A 17,438-nucleotide genomic window follows, 5' to 3' on the forward strand; every position below is an offset into this window, starting at 1 on the left:
CTTGCTATCGGTGATGCCACTCACTGCGCCGGGACGGGAACGATGGCCGAGATGCGCCAGCCTTCGGGGGTGCGGATCGCGAACTCATTGACGAGAAACGTGTAGGTCGGCGCCTCCTGGCCAGCCGGACCCGCGGTGACGCGCGTCGGCGCATAGATGTGCGCCGCGTCAGGGCCGAGGGGTATGATCCGGATCGCTTCCTCGTCCGGTTCGAAGCGCCACGTTCCGGTGAAGATGGTACGGAAGTGTTCGATGACCGCCTCGCGCCCCCAGAACCGATAGGCGCGGGCTACGAAGTTCACGGGATCCGGCTGTCCCGGCAGCGCGTGCGCAAGCACAGCGTCGATCACCTCGATATCATGGGCGGTTTCGCCCGCGGCTTGGCGCAAGAACAGGGCGCGAATCTCCTCGACGTCTCCCGCACTGACCGCAGTGGAATACTTGGCATTTGTCATGATCTCACTCGCCTCATTTTCGATTGACATGGATTGCTACGACCGGTGAACGACGCTGGAGCGTCGAAGCGGGTCGCCGAGATGCTCGCAAAACCACTCAGTTGCCGCGCCTTCGGCGAGCGAAAACTGGTCCAGATAAGGGTCGAAATGGCCGCCCGCCATCAAGGCGAGCTGTTTGGGTTCCTGCGCGCGCTCGTAAGCAGCAAGCGCCAGATCTGCCACAGTGATCCGGTCATCGCGTGCGACAATCATCAGCAACGGCGTTGGCGAAACGCGGGCAATCCAATTGCCGGGTTCGTACATGCGCGCTGCCCGTGTCGAGCGGAGAGTGATTTCGTTTTCCCAGAGGTCCGCGGGAAGAGACTGAAGATAAAAATCAATGGCGTCCTGAGACCGGTAAGCGGCGGGTACCGAAGGATCGGCGCTCACGACAGCCTGTCGGCGAGGCGGCTCCCCCCGCAACTGCGCTCGCTCATCGTCGTCGAAGGCATGCTCCAACGTTGGCAGAGCGTCGGGCGAGATTCGCCGCAATCCCTGCTCATAGCCGCTGATCGTCGGAACTTGCGCAACGACGCAGCGCAGACGTCGATCTGTGGCGCCCAACACAAGAGCGTGTCCGCCAGCGTAGCTCGTGCCCCACAAGCCGATGCGCGTTGGATCGACTTCCGGCCGCGCCTCGAGATAGGAGATTGCGCGACGCCAGTCCGCGACCTGCCGCCAGGGATCGATATCCCCTCGAAGATCTCCCCCACTCGTCCCGAAATTGCGATGGTCGTGGACTAGAACGACAAATCCTGCCGCGGCAAAGGCTTGGGCGAACCGCTCGATGCCGTGCCCCCTGGTCCCGGCAAAGCCGTGGGCCATCGTAATGGCCGGGCGAGCGCCGACGCCTTCGGGCACGAACAGCCAAGCACCGAGGTCGATTCCACCTTCCGCAGGCACCGTCACGTCAATTTTGCGAACCATGTTCGGTCTCCCGACGGCAGCTTTCGTCATCGGCGCAATACTCGCGTTCTCAACCTCGCCGCATGCCTTGGCGGACGGCAGGAACGTCCCTGTTGACATGCGTCGTTTGAACGGCGATAATACCAGATGACCGGTCGTCTGTAATTAGTCAAGAGGGTTTTTCATGAAATCTCATCCAGCCCGTCGAGGCCCGAAGCCGAAGCCTGACACCCGACACAATCTCGTCGCGGCCGGCATCCGGATGATTCACGCTGAAGGATATGCCGCGACTGGTATTCAGAGCATTGTCGAGGGAGCCGGCACGCCCAAAGGATCGTTCTACACCTACTTTGCCAGCAAGGAGGCGTTTGGGGCCGAAGTGATCGATGGATATTCTGAGCGCGGCCAGATCAGGCTGCGCGAGTTCCTATGTAATCCGAAGATCGCGCCACTCGCCCGGTTGGAGGCCTTTTTTGACGACAGGATCGAGAGCTTCAGGGCCTCGAACTATGTCCGTGGCTGCTTGATGGGCAATTTCAGCGCCGAGGCTGCGGATCACAGCTCATTGATACGCGAGCACTTGGCCAAGCACTTCGATGCCTGGAGCCGTGTAATTGAAGATTGTATTTCGGAAGCACAGGACCAGGGAGCGATCGATCGTCAATTCACTGCATGGTCGCTGGCCCGCTTCATATTAAATAGTTGGGAGGGAACTCTATTGCGGATGCGCGCCGAAAAGAGCGACGGTCCTCTATTAGAGTTTAAGGAAGTCGTATTCGGCAAGATACTTGTATAGCATTCCACACTACTCCCCCTCACTCCCACTCGATTGTTTTTTAGCCCATCTAGGTCATTGATCTGGCTGGAATTTTTTCCCACCTTCGACGCCGAAAACCGGCGCGTGGGCCGTCAAAAAATTACGCTTTTGATTTTAAAGGGAAAATCGCCGCAAAAAATATTTTGAGGTTTCGCCAACTATCGGGACCAATCGGGCGATTCGTTGCACATTGCGGCGTTCGACAGCGCACCATAGCGGTCTCCAAAAGTACCGTCACTGCTCCAACCTTCGTGTGTTCGCATCTGGCGACCTAAGGAAAGACCTGACTGGTGCAGACCACATCCGTCCGTCATCTCGGAATATCCCGAGAAAAAATCCAAGCCTCAAAAAACATTATGGGCCTGCGTTGCGCCATGTCCAGGTGGAGCGGAAGATGCGGAATTCCATCGGGTTGGAGCCCGGGCGGCCGAGTCCCGCCCGGGATGAGGTTTGTCAGAGCCGTTCGAGCGTCAGCATCCCCGGATCGCCCTTCCAGGCCTTGGAAAGTTCGTCCGCGGCCTTGGTTTCGGCGGCAGTATCGCCTTGGGCCTTCGCCGCCTGCTGCAGCCCGAACAGTGCCCAGGCGCTGCTGCGTGTGCGGTGGAGAGCCGCCACGAACTCCTTCGCCGCGTCCGCCGGCTGGCCATTCTTGAGGAGGGCGGCGCCCAGGGATTGCCGCACGGGATAATACCAGTATGGAGGCTCCATGTAGGGGATCGTGTCCTCCGCTTCGACCGCCTTCTTCCAGAAGCTTATCGAGCCGCCGACGTCGTTCTCGGCCTGCGCAGCGCGGGCGCGTACGACATCCTCGGCCACTTGCAGGACCGTCATTGCCGGGATTCCCCAGGCATCGTGCACCGACCAGTCGGTTTTCTGAGCAATCTTGTGGATGGCATCCGCCTCGGCTCGGGCGCCCGAGGGGTCCTTCTTCTCGGCCAGGGCGATGCCGCGCGCATAATGCCACATCGACGTGATGTAGGGCGGCGCACCGGCCGGTTCGGCCTTAGCCAGGATCGCATCCGGCTCGGCATATTGCGCCCAGGCGAAATACGGAGCTGCCTTCACCGGCTGCACGATCGGAATGGCCGTCGCTACTTCGTTGGTCAGAAACTTGTCCAGCTTATCGGCCTCTGCGAGCACCGTCTTCGAGTCACCGAGGAGTTGGGCCGAAACCAACACGAAGTGCACGTTGTGGGAATAGTAGCCGAGCGGATAGACACCGACAGCACCGGTCTCGGCGAGGTAGGTCTCGTCCACTTTCGAGGCAGCTTCGTTGGACTTCAGCGAATCCGTGTAGCGGCCGACGCGGTAGTAGATATGACTCGGCATATGCACGATGTGTCCGGCCCCCGGCATCAGAGCTGCCAGCCGATCCGCGTAGCGCTCGGCGCGCTCCGGACGATCCGAGGCCTCTACAAGGTGAATGTAGAGGTGAATCGCCATCGGGTGATCAGGCTTCCTTGCGAGAACGCCTTCCAGCCGCCTCTGGACGTCGGCGGTGCGGCCCTTGGGTTCCGTGCCACCCGGCTGCCAGTAGTCCCAAGGCTGCGTGTCCATGCCGGCCTCAGCGGCCAACACAGCGAGATCGAGATCTTCAGGGTATTTGTCAGAAAGCGCCGCGGTTGCATCGGCAAAAGCGGCGTTCAGAGTGTTTCGATCGGCGTTGGGATCTTCGGAATACCGCCTGGCGACCGCCTCGATCAGTCCCCGCTCCTTCTCGGTGGCACCGGATGAAAGACCCTGCGCCTTTCGAATAGCAACGATCGCTGGTGCATTTGCGACGGGATCCATCGGCACGTTTATGTTCGGCCCTAGGATCAGCGCCTCGCCGAGGAAGCACATCGCACAGTCCGGGTCGAGGCTTTGTGCCTTGCGGAAGGCTCGTTGCGCCTCCGCGTGATTGAAGTTGGTGGCGAGCCGCAGCCCCTGATCAAAGTATTTTTGGGCATCGGCGCTCTTTGTGCTGATCGGATAGCTCAGGGAGCCCAGGTCATCCCACAATGGCGGCTGAGCCTCCTCGTAGGCCTTCATATCTTCCGGGGCCAATGATTGGCCGGCAGCGGCCAGAGCGACGCAGTGTGTGATGTCGAGTTCCCCCGGCAACGGGACCCTTGGCGCCGCCGCAAGCTGCGACTGCAACGGACTGTCTGCGGCGTAAGCAATGGCAGCGCCTGCGCCGAAACTCATCAAGGCAATCGCGGTCCATCCTGCACTTGGCAGGCAAGCACGCAGTTTCATCTGAACCTCCTGGCGTTCGGTACGATCGGCAAGCTCCGATCAGCCCTGTCTCTTCCAATTCTCGATCGGAGGTGCGGGCGTTGATGATCCGCTGTCTGGGCGGAAGCAATGTCCAGAAACGGCACGACACAGGCCAGTAAACAGGATGCTTTTGCGGAATACCCCATGGTCAACCCCGTTTGCGGATGGGCGGCGCGCCACGTGCTGTCGCTTTCTTGGTATAGTGCCCCGTCTGAGCATTACCGGTCCCTGCTTGGCGGGGGGCAATCCTAATGGCGCCTGTTGTTGTGAACATGCCCGACGACCCCGATTCAGCGCAGAGTGCGACCCTTGGACGGTTAGGGCTTCACCCGAACGGGTGACACCACGAATTCAATGCGTGGGGGACCCCTGGTATCGGGACAAGAGTTTCGCGAGTTCCGCCTGACTTCCGGTGCTTGTTTTCGAAAATATTGCACGGAGCTGGGTTCTGGCAGTTTCACGACCAATCCCCAGGGCAGAGCTTGCCGCGCTGATACCTTGACCATCGGCGAGGCTGCAGGCCAGCCGCGTTTCGGCTGCTGTCAGTTGAAAAGCCTGCCTTATCAGGTGCTTGGGCAGCGGCAGTTCGGCCACAAGGTCGGTAAAATAGAGGAGCGCGTCTCCGCCGTTAAAGAGGTCATGGACGAACGAGGTCATCGGAATGGCTTCAGCAAGAAGCCATGGCGAACCCTCGCGAGCAATCAAGACGGGCTCCCCGTCGCTGAAGTCGCCGCATTGGCTGACCACGCCTGCAATCAATTTCTGCAAGCGTGAATCACTGGCCCGATCTGCCGCCCGGAGTCGACCGCCATGGACAACGAGGCCACTACCAAGCAGAGCTTCCGCGTGTTTGTTGTAGCGGGTGACGCGGCCCCGGCAGTTTAACAACAGCGCTGCGCTCCCCATCCGGTCCAGAATGGCCAGGTTCGGTTCGACCGCCGTTTCCCAAACCTTTTCCGCAGCACTGATAATGCGAACCATCGACGGAACGATCACCAAGAAATCCTCGGCTTCGCTCCGGTAGAATGGTCCCTTATGAGCGTCACGAAACATCGAGAGTATCCACCTTCGATCCTTCACCATGAAGTCTATTGCAGCCCACCATTCCCGGTCGCCTGGTCGCGCGATTTCTTGGTAATAAGGGAGAATCTCACGCTCATCGCGAGTGGTGATCTCATCCTCAACAACGAAGCTGTCTGTCAGCTTCGCCAACCTCTTGCGCGGTCTACGTTCATGCGGATCGGGAGCACCTTCGACTCTTTCGATCCAAAGGGCGGCAAATTCGGCATGCTCCGTCGAGTCGGGTCTTAGTGCGGTCGGCGATCGCTGATCGCTACGAAACGGGTGAGTTGGATCGCAGGTGCGGATGACGCAACTCGTGGCTCCTAGGGAATGGGCCAGCGTTTGAAGCGCTGCGGGCCACTGCCTAAACTCGAAGGCGGCGTCACAGCAAGCCTCGATCGCAGCGGCAATGTTTCGATTGTCGGACATAAGATTTGCGCCGCGATCCCGGTTACTTGCCCTTTTTCTCTGCTAGCCGTCGACGGTCCTCCCTCTACAGGCCCCCTAACTGGCTTCGGCCCGGGATGTTTATTTCCCGCGGCCGTGCTCGATAGGCGAATCAGCTGAGTACCTATCGTCAGACACTGACGCATCGAATTGGAGATGTTCATATTAGCATAACAGTCACGCCCGATGCGACTTGCTATTTAATGGCACTCTCGAATAGTTGCTCCGGCTCGATACCGGCAGTGCCTTCGCCCTCTATGACCCATCATTAATTCTGTCTCCGAAATGAAAAGCTCACCGCCGTAGGCACCGGTTGGGTTGAATCGCATTGCTGAACGGTAGCATGACTAACACCGACGGCTGTTGGGAACCGCCGGACCGCCGAGCACTCGCAACGGCGTGCTTGAGATCGCCGGTGCGCGGTTCTGCTTGCCCGAAAACCTCACGTCACGCCGCGCTGCCGAAAATAAGCCTGCATCAACTTGCGGCCCGAACGGTTGTCTGCGCCAACTTGGTGGATGAGGCGCAGCCATTGAATGACGGTCTTGGGGCACGAAGCAAACCCGCCTATTTGCACGCCGTTGCATGCCGCAACTCTCCAACAGGCCGACTGCGCTGTACACCTGTCCCAACTTCGTTCCGATCATTCCTGTGTTTTGCTGGGAAATCGAACAGGTTATCGCAAACAAACAGCGGAAGGTGACGATCGGGCCGGGGCGCTCGGCAGGTTAACGCCCTTGCCGCCTGTCCTCTACTCCCACTCGATGATCAACCGGAATTTCAACACACTGATTTTGCTACCCAATTTTTTTCCGAAATTCTATAATACCGTCCCAAATACCGTCGGATTCTTACGCTGTTGAAAACGCTACAACAATGTAGTCGCTGTCGCAGCATGCATCCTTTTGACTGCATCATTTCCGGTAGCGCCTTCGCAGCGCCAAACAGAAAGGCGCGTGGACGCCATTTCGGCGGATCCATCGGACCCGGTATGCAAACCGAGACTGGACAACGGCTGCTTGGTTTCGCATCCGTTTGGCCCACGGAGCACCGACGAATTTCCTACAATTCGACTGTATACGAGCTTTGGACTATTCGCAGCCTGTTGGCGAATGACCGCATTGGTGCCGCAAGCGGACGAGCCGGTCCTGGGACGAACTAGCCAGAAAGGCCATTCCGCTGGCACCCCATTGGCCGCAACGACATTGGTTGCGATCCCGCAGGTTGCAGTCATTTGAATCCGGCCGGCGGGGTAATGCCCAATTCGGTCTCCTTCGGCCCAAACCAGAAAAGCTGCTATCACCGCTGCTCTAGGGTCGCAGCAAACTTTAGATAAACCGCGCCACGCAGAGCCCCCGTTGTCTGTTTTTCAGACATGTGCTAGATTCGAGTCGGATAAATGGACATGCGAGGTATCATCATGTTCCCTGCTCAAGCGTTTGAAGACGCAATCCGAAATGAAATCAGTACGGCCATCAATGACCGTCCTGCTCCACGTGCGGCATGGGAGCCTGCGGTCGACTCGCTCGTGATGGTCCGGGTTGTTTTGCGCATCGAGGAAGAGTTCGCACTCGACCTTCCGGACGACGTAATGCCAGCTGGTGGCTTCCGTAGTGTCGAACACTGCGTCGTGACCGTCATGGAGACATGTCGTGAAGCGTGGAGAGTGAGCCAGCCCGAAACCGAGGAGGTGTAATATGGCACGGACCCCTGTTGGATTCGCAGGTCCAAACCCGGAGGCCGTTCGGCTCGGCAAGCGCCTCAAGGACGCGCGTGAATATGTGGGCATCACACAAGAAGAAGCGGCAAACCACCTGAAAGTCCGCCGCTCGGCAATTTCGGAAATGGAGGCGGGCAAGAGGGGGGTCGGCGCCCTCGAAATGAAAAGCCTAGCCGTTCTGTACGAGCGGCCGACATCCTGGTTTACCGGCGAATCCGAGCAGCTGCACGTGCCCGAAGACGTCGCATTTCTGGCGCGCACAGTAAGCGATCTGTCAGAGAACGACAGGGGTGAGCTGGCAAGCTTTGCGGAATTCCTGCGCTCCCGTTCGAAGGTGAACAAGAATGGCTAGGGCGCCCACGCGCGACGCAGTCCTGAAAGGCATGCGGGCAGCGCTTCGCCTGCAGCGCGACCTCGGCCTGGATCAAGGCGCCGCGCGAGGGCATCGCGTGGACGTATTCGGTTCGATCTACCGACAGAACGTCCCCTTGCTTTTCCGGAAGCTTGAACCGCTCTTGGGGGCTTATCTGCGCGAGGGCGGCAATCCAGGGATCATTCTGACGACGCGCCGTCCGCTTGGCCAACAGCGCTTCACTGCTGCGCACGAGCTTGGCCACCATGTGCTGAACCACGATCCCCATGCGGATGATGATAGTATTCTGCGCCGGTCGCCGGATCATGCTCGGGACTACATCAACCTTCCACCCGCCGAGCAAGAAGCCGATGCTTTCGCGTCATACTTCCTCGTGCCTGACTGGCTGATTACGGCACTCATGCAGCGTCACCATTGGACGCCGCAGCATCTTCAGAAGGCAGACGTCGTCTACCAATTGGCTTTGCGCGTTGGCGCAAGCTATCGCGCGACACTCTACGCGCTAGTGCGCAACAGGGTTATTGGGGCCGGAATCCGGACGCAGCTTGTCAAAGCGCAACCAGCGACGATCAAGCGTGCACTCGTGCCCGACTATCCAATTGGGTCCACGCAAAACATCGATGTGTGGCACCTGACGGAGCGAGACGAGGGTACGGTGATCGAAGCCGGCCGAGACGACTTGTTCGTGGTCAAGCTGCGCGAAGATAGCAACGCCGGTTACGTCTGGAATTTCGACGAACTGGAAATGGCCGGCTTCGCGATACTGAAAGATGGCCGCGAACAGGTCACCGAAGGGGTGGTTGGGGCTCCCGCGATCCGGCATGTGCTCGCGCGGGCTTCAGATGCGACCGTGCACGGAGTCTATACTTTGTGGGAGCGCCGGCAGTGGGCTCCGGACGACAATCCTAAACGATGGTCGTTCGATTACAGACCTGTCTATTCGCACGATGCAGGATTGTTTCGCCCCTCGTTCAGACACGCGGGCGTTGCGCGCTGATGTTGAATGTCGTCGCCGATCTCAGAAACCAGCTTGAGCCGGCTCGCGATCAAGGTCGCCGCCCAACCTGCCTGTCTTTCGCGGCGAGCGCGACCCACCGAGCGGCGCATAAGCACCCGACCCAGTTGTCTCCTGAATGGCTTTATTACCACGCAACGCGACGTGATGGGTTGCAGCCGGACCAAGGCTCGACGATTGAAGCGACGTGTACAGCGATCTTGAATGACGGCCAACCAGATGAGGAGTTCTGGCCTTATCAAGATCGCGAAGTTTGCCTCAATCCCTATCAACCGGCCGGGCAACGCCCAGTCGTCGTCCGCTGTGATACCGGTCAACGAAGCAGCGATTCTGATCGCTGGCGCTCTGAGATCGACTCGGGGTCACCTGTCGTCATCACATTGTTCATTTCGTCCGCATTTTACCAGCCAGCACGGTTCATCGGACCGGAGGCGCTGATGGCGGAAGATCATATTCCAATCGATCCTACACTGGCGCACGCGGTCGTCCTAGCCGGATACGGCTACGTTAACGGCGCATCGCATTTTCTGGTCCGCAACTCCTGGGGACTGAGATGGGGATGGGCGGGCTACGCCTGGTTTTCCGAAACCTACCTCACCCGCCGCTTTGCTGGCGCCTTCGTCATCCAACATGGAGCATCCGACGATGTATAATCCTATGACGCCCGCACCCACCCCCGTCTCCGCATGGGTTAGGGCAGCCCGCCGGCTCAAGGCCGACGGTGATCAACACGGGCTTATGCTCCATATCGAAAATCCGACCGGATTTTCGCCAGGAGAGGACGAGATTGTGTGTCAGGTCGACGCGTTTCTGCGCGATCATGACAGATGCTGCGTCAGCACGGTCGCCAATACGATCTTCCCTGCCGCCCTTGATAGAGGCGACGGCATCGACGCGCTGACGAAGCGTTACATGCAGGTCTACGAGCGCCGCATGCATCGTCAGGGCGAGTGGGGTCGCTATTTTCAGCGTATGGTCGCCTGGCCGAACGGCGGCGGAAGGGGTGCGGGAACCGTCAATCAGCTTTCCGCGAATATCGAGACGCTGCGGGCGATGAGAAGCGGAGAAGCAAAGTTCTTCGGCAACGTGACAGAGATCGCCCTCTTCGATCCGGCTCGCGATCTGCGAAAGAAAATGAACCGGCAATGCTTGAGCTTCATCGAGCTAAAGCCCGAGCGCCAGGGAAATATCTGGCGGCTCAGCATGATGGCCGTCTATCGCAACCACTATTACGTCCAGCGTACGCTTGGTAATCTCATTGGCCTCGGCCGCCTGCTGCAGTTCATCGCCAACGAAACGGGTTTTGAGATTGGGACGCTGACAATCCAGTCCACGCATGCGTGTCTCGATCCAGACCTGCAACGCGGCGAGATTTTCGAGTTGATAACAGCTTGCGACGGTCCAACAGGCCTGGCGGCCTAGTCGAGCCGTAGCAGTATGCAACATCGGGTTGGCGCTCGATAAATCTGCGCCCGTATACGAAATTTAGGGGCTGCAATCAAAGGAATGATTTTATGAACGACGCAAAGCTCCCCGCCTTTGAGGATATCGGACAGATCGAGGTGGACTTTCTCGGCCAACGCATCGTTATCGGATGCATCGAGGGAGAACAAGAAAAGGCTCTTCGGCTTGCCAAACGCTTTGAAATTGACGCTGGCGAAGTGACTAAAGCGGTCTCCGCGGAAATCGAGCCGATCCAGGCGATGCTGATGGCCGGCATCTTGGCATATGAGCAACTTGAGCAGGCGGAGGCGGGCTATAACAATGGCGCCGATCACAGCTAAGAATCGAAAGGCGAGCCCGGAGAAGCCCCGCATTTCGATGCGGTCGCGACAGCGAGCACAGTATGAGCACGATCTGCACAATCACTTGGACATATTGTCGCTGTCGCGCGCGGATCGCCTGAAGCATTACGGCTTACATTTCGCGAAATACGCGGGACGGTTTGCCCGGGGTGATGCCGAAGTCAAAACCAGAAGCGAAACGCTCGTCGACGCGTTTCTCGTTGTGCTGAGCGCTGCAAATGCGCTGAACCAACGATTGCCGGATGTAGGAACCGGGGGATTGGTCGGTGGTGCGACCTCCGACCTCGCCTTTACCGACCACGCCGGACGTTTTGCCGATGCATGCGAGAAGATCGATCATCTCGAGGAATTCCGTGCGATCGCCCTTGCTGCAAACGCCGCGCTTTCAGAGTGGATCGTTCACAGCGCAAAAGCGGCTGATTTTGATCTCGACGCTCTCGTGGACGATCGTCGACGACAGCTTGCGCGCAGGCAGGTTTACGCTCAGGAGACTTAATGTTTCTATCGGGTAAGCTCATCGCTGAACATGGCGGCGGCTGGATCGCACCATTCGCCCCGCAGCGGGTCGATTGCGCAGCCTATACACTGCGGATCGGTGACGAAGCTTTCATCAGCCCGGAAGGTCGAGACACCCGCAAGCCGGGCCTGGTTCAACGCTTAGGGCACAAGGCGGCTATCGTAATACCGCCCGGGCAGTTCGCCTATTTGACCACGCGAGAGTTCGTAACGCTCCCGAATGACCTTCTCGGCTTCATCAACATGAAGAGTACGCTAAAAAACAGCGGTCTTGTGAATGTAAGCGGATTTCACGTCGATCCGGGCTACAAAGGAAAGCTTCTGTTCGCTGTCTTCAACGCAGGACCGCAGACAGTGACGGTGCGGTGCAATCAGGACGCATTCCTGATCTGGTTTGCGCGTCTCGAAGGCGCGACGGAACAATACGCCCGGCAAAAACCGGGATTTCGGGAGATCGACACGACTTTGATGGGATTACTCCCCGCCGAGACCGCATCGCTGAACTCCATCAACAAAAGGATGGATCAAATCGAGCGACGCATTTCCTACGCATTCGGTATAATGACACTTGCTGGCGGTGTTGCGGTTGCTGCGGTTGCCGGCGTCATTGCGAGCATGGCTTTTAAAGCCTTAGGAGGACCGTGAATGGCAGACGCTTTCATTCTTAATGAACATTTCAACGGTGGCGACCGTGCTACAATCGAGACGATCCTGCAAGGGGCAGGTTTCAATCCACGATACGATGTTCCGAGTGACATGTCCTCAGTCGACCCGGACACTGACATCGGCGTCGTCGGGCTCCCAGCAGTCCCAGGAGATCTCGGCACCATAGATGCGCGAACGATGGCGTTTGCCGGTGCTGGCATTCGGGTCGTGGCGATTTGGCTGCACACGGACCAGGAGGGCACAGGCGGTGTTCCCGCTTCGATCGGGAAATACGCTACCACAGTTGACCGCGATTCTGAAGTCTTGATGCCGACTCTAAAGGGCGAGACCGATGTCTGGGAACAACCAGGCGGGGAGAAAAGACCAAAGCCTCACACCAAACGCAACAAGTGTTGAGCCGTGAGCCGAATCTACTCCTACGTCGTCGAACATGACCTTGGCTTTGCACCGAACCCGTTCTGGGGTGTATGTACGCTAGCAAACTGCAAACCGATAATCCGAAAATTCGCTAGCGCAGGCGACCTCATAATCGGAACAGGTTCGGCTGACCTGCGGGCTACCGGCTACCTCGTCTACTGGATGCGAATATCGGAAATCACCTCCTTCGATGGCTATTGGTCAGACCCGCGCTTCGCGCGCAAAAAGCCAAACATGAACGGCAGCATGATGCATCGCTACGGCGACAACATCTACCACACGGCGCACGACGGCACATTCCAGCAGATCGACTCTTTCCATAGTGAAGACGATGGTACTCTGAGTGTCAGAAATCGGAAACGCGATACCGGTAACACGGAAAAAGTCATGCTTGCGACCGACTTCGCATACTTCGGAAAATCGGCTCCGGTTATCCCTGGACACCTGCGTTTTCTGATCAAAAAAGGGCCAAGCCACAAATGCCGTTTTCCCGACGGGCAGCGGGCCGCTATTGAGGGTTGGCTGAAGACGTTGCCCGAACGCGGGTATGTCGGTGAACCTGGACATTGGTGACGCTGAAGCGTTTGGCGCCTTCAGCGCAGCTGCAGTTCTCTGATCAACCGAGCGTTTTGCCCCGAATTACCTGTTGCCGACGAGCAACAGCGGGAGGAAGTTCAGCCGCTGCGATTCCTTATATCGTGATCATCTGGCAATCTGCCCTGGTGGGGGATTCGCGATGGATGGATCGACTCTATCACTAAACGAATATCAAGATTTAGCGCTCAAGACGGATCGAACAGGCCTGAAATCCAGAAATTTGAGCCTGCCAATCCTTGGATTGTTTGGTGAAACCGGCAGTTTACTTAGCGAGGTGAAAAAGAAGCAGCGGGACTCCAAAGCCTACGACTCGTACGAAAGCGGTGTGATCGAGGAATTCGGCGATGCGCTTTGGTACCTGGCGGTCATTGCAGCCCATGCAAATATCCGGCTAGCTGATATTGCAGAGGAATTCGAGTTCGGTCCTAACGAGGCGCTTCGCTTCGTGAATCTGCAACCGCAACAAACGCTTAACCTCGCAGCTCCCACGACGGAATTCGCACGAACGCTTCTGAAACTGGCCAATTCGGTAGGCAATCTTACCAATAGCGACGGTGAAGCTCTGTCAGACTGCGACCCAATCGCTTTTGCACAAAAGCTAAAAATGATTTTCCGCAATTTGGTGCACGCGGCCAACGAGGCAGGCGTGACCTTGGGGGACGCGGCGGTTCACAATCTGCGGAAGGCGCAGGATCGCTGGCCAACGGACCGCATTCCCCCTCCGCTGTTTGATCTGGAATTCCCCTCTGAGGAGCAGCTGCCTCGAAAACTCGCGATTGAGATTTTCGAGCGCAATTCTGGCCCCAAACAATACGTTTATCAGCGCTGCAACGGCGTCAATATCGGGGACCGCCTCACCGACAATAGTGTCGTGGAAGACTTCTATCGCTTTCACGACGCTTTTCACTATGCCTATGCAGCCATCCTTGGTTGGTCGCCGGTAACGCGGGCCCTATTGAAGCTCAAACGGAAGAGCAAGACCAAAGTCGATGACGGCGAGGACGGTGCCCGCGCGATTATTCTCGAAGAAGGTGTTGCGGCCTACGTTTTCGCGAGAGCCAAAGAACATCAGTTCTTCGAGGGACGCGATGAGGTTGATTTCAACCTGCTGAAGACGGTCAGGAGTTTCGTCCAGGGTTTTGAAGCGGAGCAGTGCCCGCTGTGGCTTTGGGAAGAAGCGATCCTGAAAGGAAACGCCGCCTATCGCTTTTTGCGACAGCATCGACGTGGGCGCCTCATCCTTGATCTGGACAAACGTGATATGATGGTGGAAGAGCTTGCGCCATGAAACCAGCTGACTTTGTCGAAGAACTCGCGTCCTACCAGTTTGCCAACGCGTTCAATCCCTACGCCGATGCGTGCCCAGAATTTGACGCCGAAGATGCGCCAGGAGTCCGTCGGCGGAACCTGGAAGCCGTCTTAAGTGCAGCAATCGAGAGAGGAGTTGATTCCTTCTGGATTGCTCGAGATCTTGGCTATCGGGGCGGTCGCCGAACGGGCCTGGCATTAACTGACGAGGCGCATCTTGATTGGCACTCAGAACTTCTCGGTACTGAACCACTCATGAGAGCGACTAAAGGCCCCCCCGTGGCCGAGCGCACCGCCACCGTTGTATGGCAGATGCTGCGCTCAATCGAACAACCGATCTTTCTCTGGAACGTCTTTCCGTTTCATCCGCATGGCCCCAATGAGCCGATGACAAATCGGTGTCATACCCGTAGCGAGCGATTGGCATGCAAACCCTTTTTGGAAGCGCTGATCGACACCTTGCAGCCGAAACATCTTGTTGCCATTGGACGCGATGCCCAAGCAGCTTTGGTGGACCTCGGCCTTGAGGCAACTGCGGTTCGTCACCCTAGCTATGGAGGGCAGAGCGAGTTTATAGGCCGCCTTGAGGAATTCTACTGCGTCCGCTCTAAGCCCGCCCGGGAAACCCAGCTACATCTGCTCTAACCGTTTCGTTCTCTCTACCGGCGTGCCGGGGCCGAAACAAAGTGCGTCGCCATGTGGGTGTAGAACACGCCTGGCGCAGGGCTGGACTTTCAGAGTAGAGTTCACCTCGGAAGAACATTCGGAGCGTTGACCGCGGCAGTATTGACCTGATGACGTTGGTCTGCCTCGTCGATGCTGGGGAGGCGAATTCTCGACGCGTGGCTCGCGTGAGGCTGTCTAATTGAGGCCTCAGTTCCGCGTTTTTCCCCGAGCCGGCCGAAGGGAAACAGAGGACGTCTGCAGTCTGCATCGTTCCGGGAGTTCGCATCGAAGGCGGGGACAATCGTTTCGTTGCCACTTCCTACTGCACGAAGCCGACCACGTGCCGGCGCAGGAAGCCAGACCTGCCCGCCGAAAGGCTGGTACATCTACCGCGGGTATTACCAGCGGATCACGACGACTTTTTCAGTCCCGTTGGCGAGTTCGACAGCCTCGGTGCCATCTTGCTTGCGGCTCTGGATTTTGGCGCTCTCAACGGCTTCAACATTGGCGGCATTGGCCGCAAAAGCCTCATCGATCTCGGCGACACAGACCAAAGTCTCAGGCGGTAGGTCCTTTATTTGGTCCAGCAACTCGCGAACATTCATGGCGAATCTCCTTGGCACATGCGGGGAGCAGATACGTGCTTCGCAGATGCGAAACCATGGTTCTTGAGAAAAGTTCCGTTCACCTGGGCACCGATCAAATTTGCGGCGCGAGAGCATCGGCGTCAGGGAAGTTTGCTCCTTAACGCGCCGCCATCCCGCTGGGCGCTTTGTGCTCGGACCGGGGGAGCCTTTCCCCTCACCCGGCCCGTTCGCGCGCAGTCACGTCCTTGCCTGAACCGACGGAGCGCTCCTAGGCCGCATCGAAGGATTCTCCGCCCCAAGCGCACGGGGTCCGCTTGTTTTGCAGTTGCAGCGGCACGGGATCTTGCGCAGTGGTTTTCCAGGAATCAGCCTTGTGGAATCCGATTCAAACCCGGACCATTGAGGTCATTCAGCTCGCCGCCGGCCGATGATCCGCGCCGAAATACCGCTCATTCGTCTCACCACAACCTCACCGAACAGGCGTTCGCTGACGCGGCGGTACTGATGATTTGGGCGGTGATGCCACCTTTGCCGAGCGGTCGTCGCAACAAGTCCACGAGCTCCAGAGCTGCTGGTTGCTTTCAGCGTTTGAGCATGGCCGAAATGCCGTGCCGGATAAGAGGAAAATGTTGGGCGAACCTAAGAGCCGCATGGCGTGCAAGCCGTGCCGTCAGTCGCTCGCTTGAGTAGAGTCGGACGAGCATATTCGTACCATGGTAGAGCGGCGCCGCGGACAGGCGAAGCCGCCTTTCGTATCCGTGCAGCATGTCGGGATCGGCAATGTCACGGCCGTCCCGACTTGCAGTCAGGATTGCATCGGCGAGTTGCTTTTGGCTGCTGAGGCCGATGTTGAAGCCATGCGCCGTCACGGGGTGCATTCCGATAGCAGCGTCACCGATGAGTGCGGCGCTCGGAGCCCTGAATTCGTGCGCCCAAGTGGTGACCAGTGGATAGGTGTGGCGGTTGCTTGCCAATGTCATTTCACCGAGACGGCCTCGACACCGCTTCGTCAATTCCCTGACGAACAATTCGTCGCTGAAGGCAAGCAGTCTGTCGACGTCGCTTGAGGGCAGAGTGAGCAGCAGCGAGGACACCCCCTCCCCCAGAGGCAACATCGCTATCGTTTGATGATGATCGAACCATTCGGTTGCCACATGGTGATGGTCGCGCTCGTGCCGCACCCGACAGATCAGCATCGAGTGGCCAAGCCGGTTGATGTCGGCGCCGATGCCGAGCAGATCACGCGTGGGGGACAGGCGCGAGTCCGCGGCAACAACAAGCCTGGCGCTCAACTGCATGCCGTCGGAAAGCCTTACCACGGCTCCTTTGTGGCTGGTCGTTGCATCGATGACCGAGTGGCCGCACAGGAGCTCTGGCTGATCACGCATCCGAACGATTTTGAACAGCGCATCGCGAATGCGGCAGTTCGGGACCAAAATTCCGAGTGGTTCTCCACACGCCCTTGGAGCATCAACACGCAGTGCGAAACCGCTCGAACCGTTAAGCACGCGCGCGCCTCGAAGTGGTGATTTGTCCGAAGCGGGAATGATATCCCAGGCGCCGAGCTCCCGAAGGATTCTGATCGAGGCATGAGTCAGCGCGATCTCGCGACCGTCGAAAGCCGGATTGGCCAGTCTTTCCAGGGCCTGCGCTTCAACAAGCGCCACCTTGAGTTTGCTCTGGGCAAGCGACGCGGCGAAGGAAAGTCCGACCGGCCCCGCTCCAACGACAATGATGTCGAAGCTGTAATCGGACTCGGCCATCAACATGGCGCCATCGCGTA

Annotated in this window: 19 protein-coding genes; 13 read left to right on the forward strand and 6 right to left on the reverse strand. The window is 58.2% G+C overall.

Going from position 1 to position 17,438, the window contains the following annotated elements:
• Window positions 1-20: 20 nt before the first annotated feature.
• Together MESOP_RS29960 and MESOP_RS29965 are read right to left on the reverse strand one after the other, a co-directional pair.
• Window positions 21-455: a YybH family protein gene (locus MESOP_RS29960; protein WP_013897099.1), complete on the reverse strand. Its 435-nt coding sequence runs from the start codon at window positions 453-455 to the stop codon at window positions 21-23.
• Window positions 456-491: 36 nt separating this feature from the next.
• Complete coding sequence (locus MESOP_RS29965) at window positions 492-1,421, reverse strand: alpha/beta hydrolase (RefSeq protein WP_013897100.1); 930 nt, start codon at window positions 1,419-1,421, stop codon at window positions 492-494.
• Window positions 1,422-1,584: 163 nt separating this feature from the next.
• Here MESOP_RS29965 and MESOP_RS29970 point away from each other — a divergent pair, with 163 nt between their 5' ends.
• On the forward strand, window positions 1,585-2,196 hold the full coding sequence (locus tag MESOP_RS29970) for a TetR/AcrR family transcriptional regulator (RefSeq protein ID WP_013897101.1): 612 nt from the start codon (window positions 1,585-1,587) through the stop codon (window positions 2,194-2,196).
• 474 nt (window positions 2,197-2,670) lie between these two features.
• Here the strand turns inward: MESOP_RS29970 and MESOP_RS29975 are convergent, their stop codons facing one another.
• Together MESOP_RS29975 and MESOP_RS29980 are read right to left on the reverse strand one after the other, a co-directional pair.
• Window positions 2,671-4,455, reverse strand: coding sequence for a hypothetical protein (locus MESOP_RS29975; RefSeq protein WP_013897102.1), 1,785 nt, complete (start codon window positions 4,453-4,455; stop codon window positions 2,671-2,673).
• 372 nt (window positions 4,456-4,827) lie between these two features.
• The gene (locus MESOP_RS29980; protein WP_041164414.1) at window positions 4,828-5,967 is read right to left on the reverse strand and encodes a helix-turn-helix transcriptional regulator; all 1,140 of its coding nucleotides are present in this window, start codon (window positions 5,965-5,967) and stop codon (window positions 4,828-4,830) included.
• A 1,423-nt stretch (window positions 5,968-7,390) separates the two neighbouring features.
• Here MESOP_RS29980 and MESOP_RS29985 point away from each other — a divergent pair.
• The 12 genes from MESOP_RS29985 (at window position 7,391) to MESOP_RS30040 (ending at window position 15,047) form a co-directional block, all read left to right on the forward strand.
• Window positions 7,391-7,681, forward strand: a complete 291-nt coding sequence (locus tag MESOP_RS29985; RefSeq protein ID WP_245262907.1) for a hypothetical protein — start codon at window positions 7,391-7,393, stop codon at window positions 7,679-7,681.
• Between the two features lies 1 nt (window position 7,682).
• Entirely contained in the window at window positions 7,683-8,057 is a 375-nt protein-coding gene (locus MESOP_RS29990) for a helix-turn-helix domain-containing protein (protein WP_013533237.1), read from the forward strand.
• Window positions 8,058-8,088: 31 nt separating this feature from the next.
• Complete coding sequence (locus MESOP_RS29995) at window positions 8,089-9,075, forward strand: ImmA/IrrE family metallo-endopeptidase (protein WP_245262908.1); 987 nt, start codon at window positions 8,089-8,091, stop codon at window positions 9,073-9,075.
• Window positions 9,075-9,746, forward strand: coding sequence for a C1 family peptidase (locus tag MESOP_RS30000; protein ID WP_013533239.1), 672 nt, complete (start codon window positions 9,075-9,077; stop codon window positions 9,744-9,746). Before MESOP_RS29995 ends, MESOP_RS30000 begins: the two co-directional genes overlap by 1 nt.
• A complete protein-coding gene (locus MESOP_RS30005; RefSeq protein WP_013533240.1) occupies window positions 9,739-10,515 on the forward strand; it encodes a hypothetical protein in 777 nt (258 codons plus the stop codon). Before MESOP_RS30000 ends, MESOP_RS30005 begins: the two co-directional genes overlap by 8 nt.
• A 92-nt stretch (window positions 10,516-10,607) precedes the next feature.
• Window positions 10,608-10,877: a cell division protein ZapA gene (gene zapA / locus MESOP_RS30010; RefSeq protein ID WP_013533241.1), complete on the forward strand. Its 270-nt coding sequence runs from the start codon at window positions 10,608-10,610 to the stop codon at window positions 10,875-10,877.
• Window positions 10,858-11,394 carry a hypothetical protein gene (locus MESOP_RS30015; RefSeq protein WP_013533242.1) on the forward strand — a complete coding sequence of 179 codons (537 nt, stop codon included), beginning with the start codon at window positions 10,858-10,860 and terminating at the stop codon, window positions 11,392-11,394. The genes zapA and MESOP_RS30015 overlap by 20 nt, the downstream gene beginning before the upstream one ends.
• Window positions 11,394-12,059: a dCTP deaminase gene (locus MESOP_RS30020; protein WP_013533243.1), complete on the forward strand. Its 666-nt coding sequence runs from the start codon at window positions 11,394-11,396 to the stop codon at window positions 12,057-12,059. The genes MESOP_RS30015 and MESOP_RS30020 overlap by 1 nt, the downstream gene beginning before the upstream one ends.
• Complete coding sequence (locus MESOP_RS30025) at window positions 12,060-12,476, forward strand: hypothetical protein (protein WP_013533244.1); 417 nt, start codon at window positions 12,060-12,062, stop codon at window positions 12,474-12,476.
• Window positions 12,477-12,479: 3 nt separating this feature from the next.
• Window positions 12,480-13,070 carry an Nmad2 family putative nucleotide modification protein gene (locus MESOP_RS30030; protein ID WP_013533245.1) on the forward strand — a complete coding sequence of 197 codons (591 nt, stop codon included), beginning with the start codon at window positions 12,480-12,482 and terminating at the stop codon, window positions 13,068-13,070.
• A gap of 163 nt (window positions 13,071-13,233) precedes the next feature.
• A complete protein-coding gene (locus tag MESOP_RS30035) occupies window positions 13,234-14,382 on the forward strand; it encodes a nucleoside triphosphate pyrophosphohydrolase family protein (RefSeq protein ID WP_013533246.1) in 1,149 nt (382 codons plus the stop codon).
• The gene (locus MESOP_RS30040; RefSeq protein ID WP_013533247.1) at window positions 14,379-15,047 is read left to right on the forward strand and encodes a uracil-DNA glycosylase; all 669 of its coding nucleotides are present in this window, start codon (window positions 14,379-14,381) and stop codon (window positions 15,045-15,047) included. Before MESOP_RS30035 ends, MESOP_RS30040 begins: the two co-directional genes overlap by 4 nt.
• A gap of 419 nt (window positions 15,048-15,466) precedes the next feature.
• Here MESOP_RS30040 and MESOP_RS30045 read toward each other — a convergent pair whose 3' ends face one another.
• Both MESOP_RS30045 and ubiM read right to left on the reverse strand, forming a co-directional pair.
• On the reverse strand, window positions 15,467-15,673 hold the full coding sequence (locus MESOP_RS30045; RefSeq protein ID WP_013533248.1) for a hypothetical protein: 207 nt from the start codon (window positions 15,671-15,673) through the stop codon (window positions 15,467-15,469).
• Between the two features lie 563 nt (window positions 15,674-16,236).
• Entirely contained in the window at window positions 16,237-17,424 is a 1,188-nt protein-coding gene (gene ubiM / locus MESOP_RS30050) for a 5-demethoxyubiquinol-8 5-hydroxylase UbiM (RefSeq protein ID WP_013533249.1), read from the reverse strand.
• Window positions 17,425-17,438: the final 14 nt, after the last annotated feature.

The organism is Mesorhizobium opportunistum WSM2075 (assembly GCF_000176035.2).
Taxonomy (GTDB): Bacteria; Pseudomonadota; Alphaproteobacteria; order Rhizobiales; family Rhizobiaceae; genus Mesorhizobium; species Mesorhizobium opportunistum.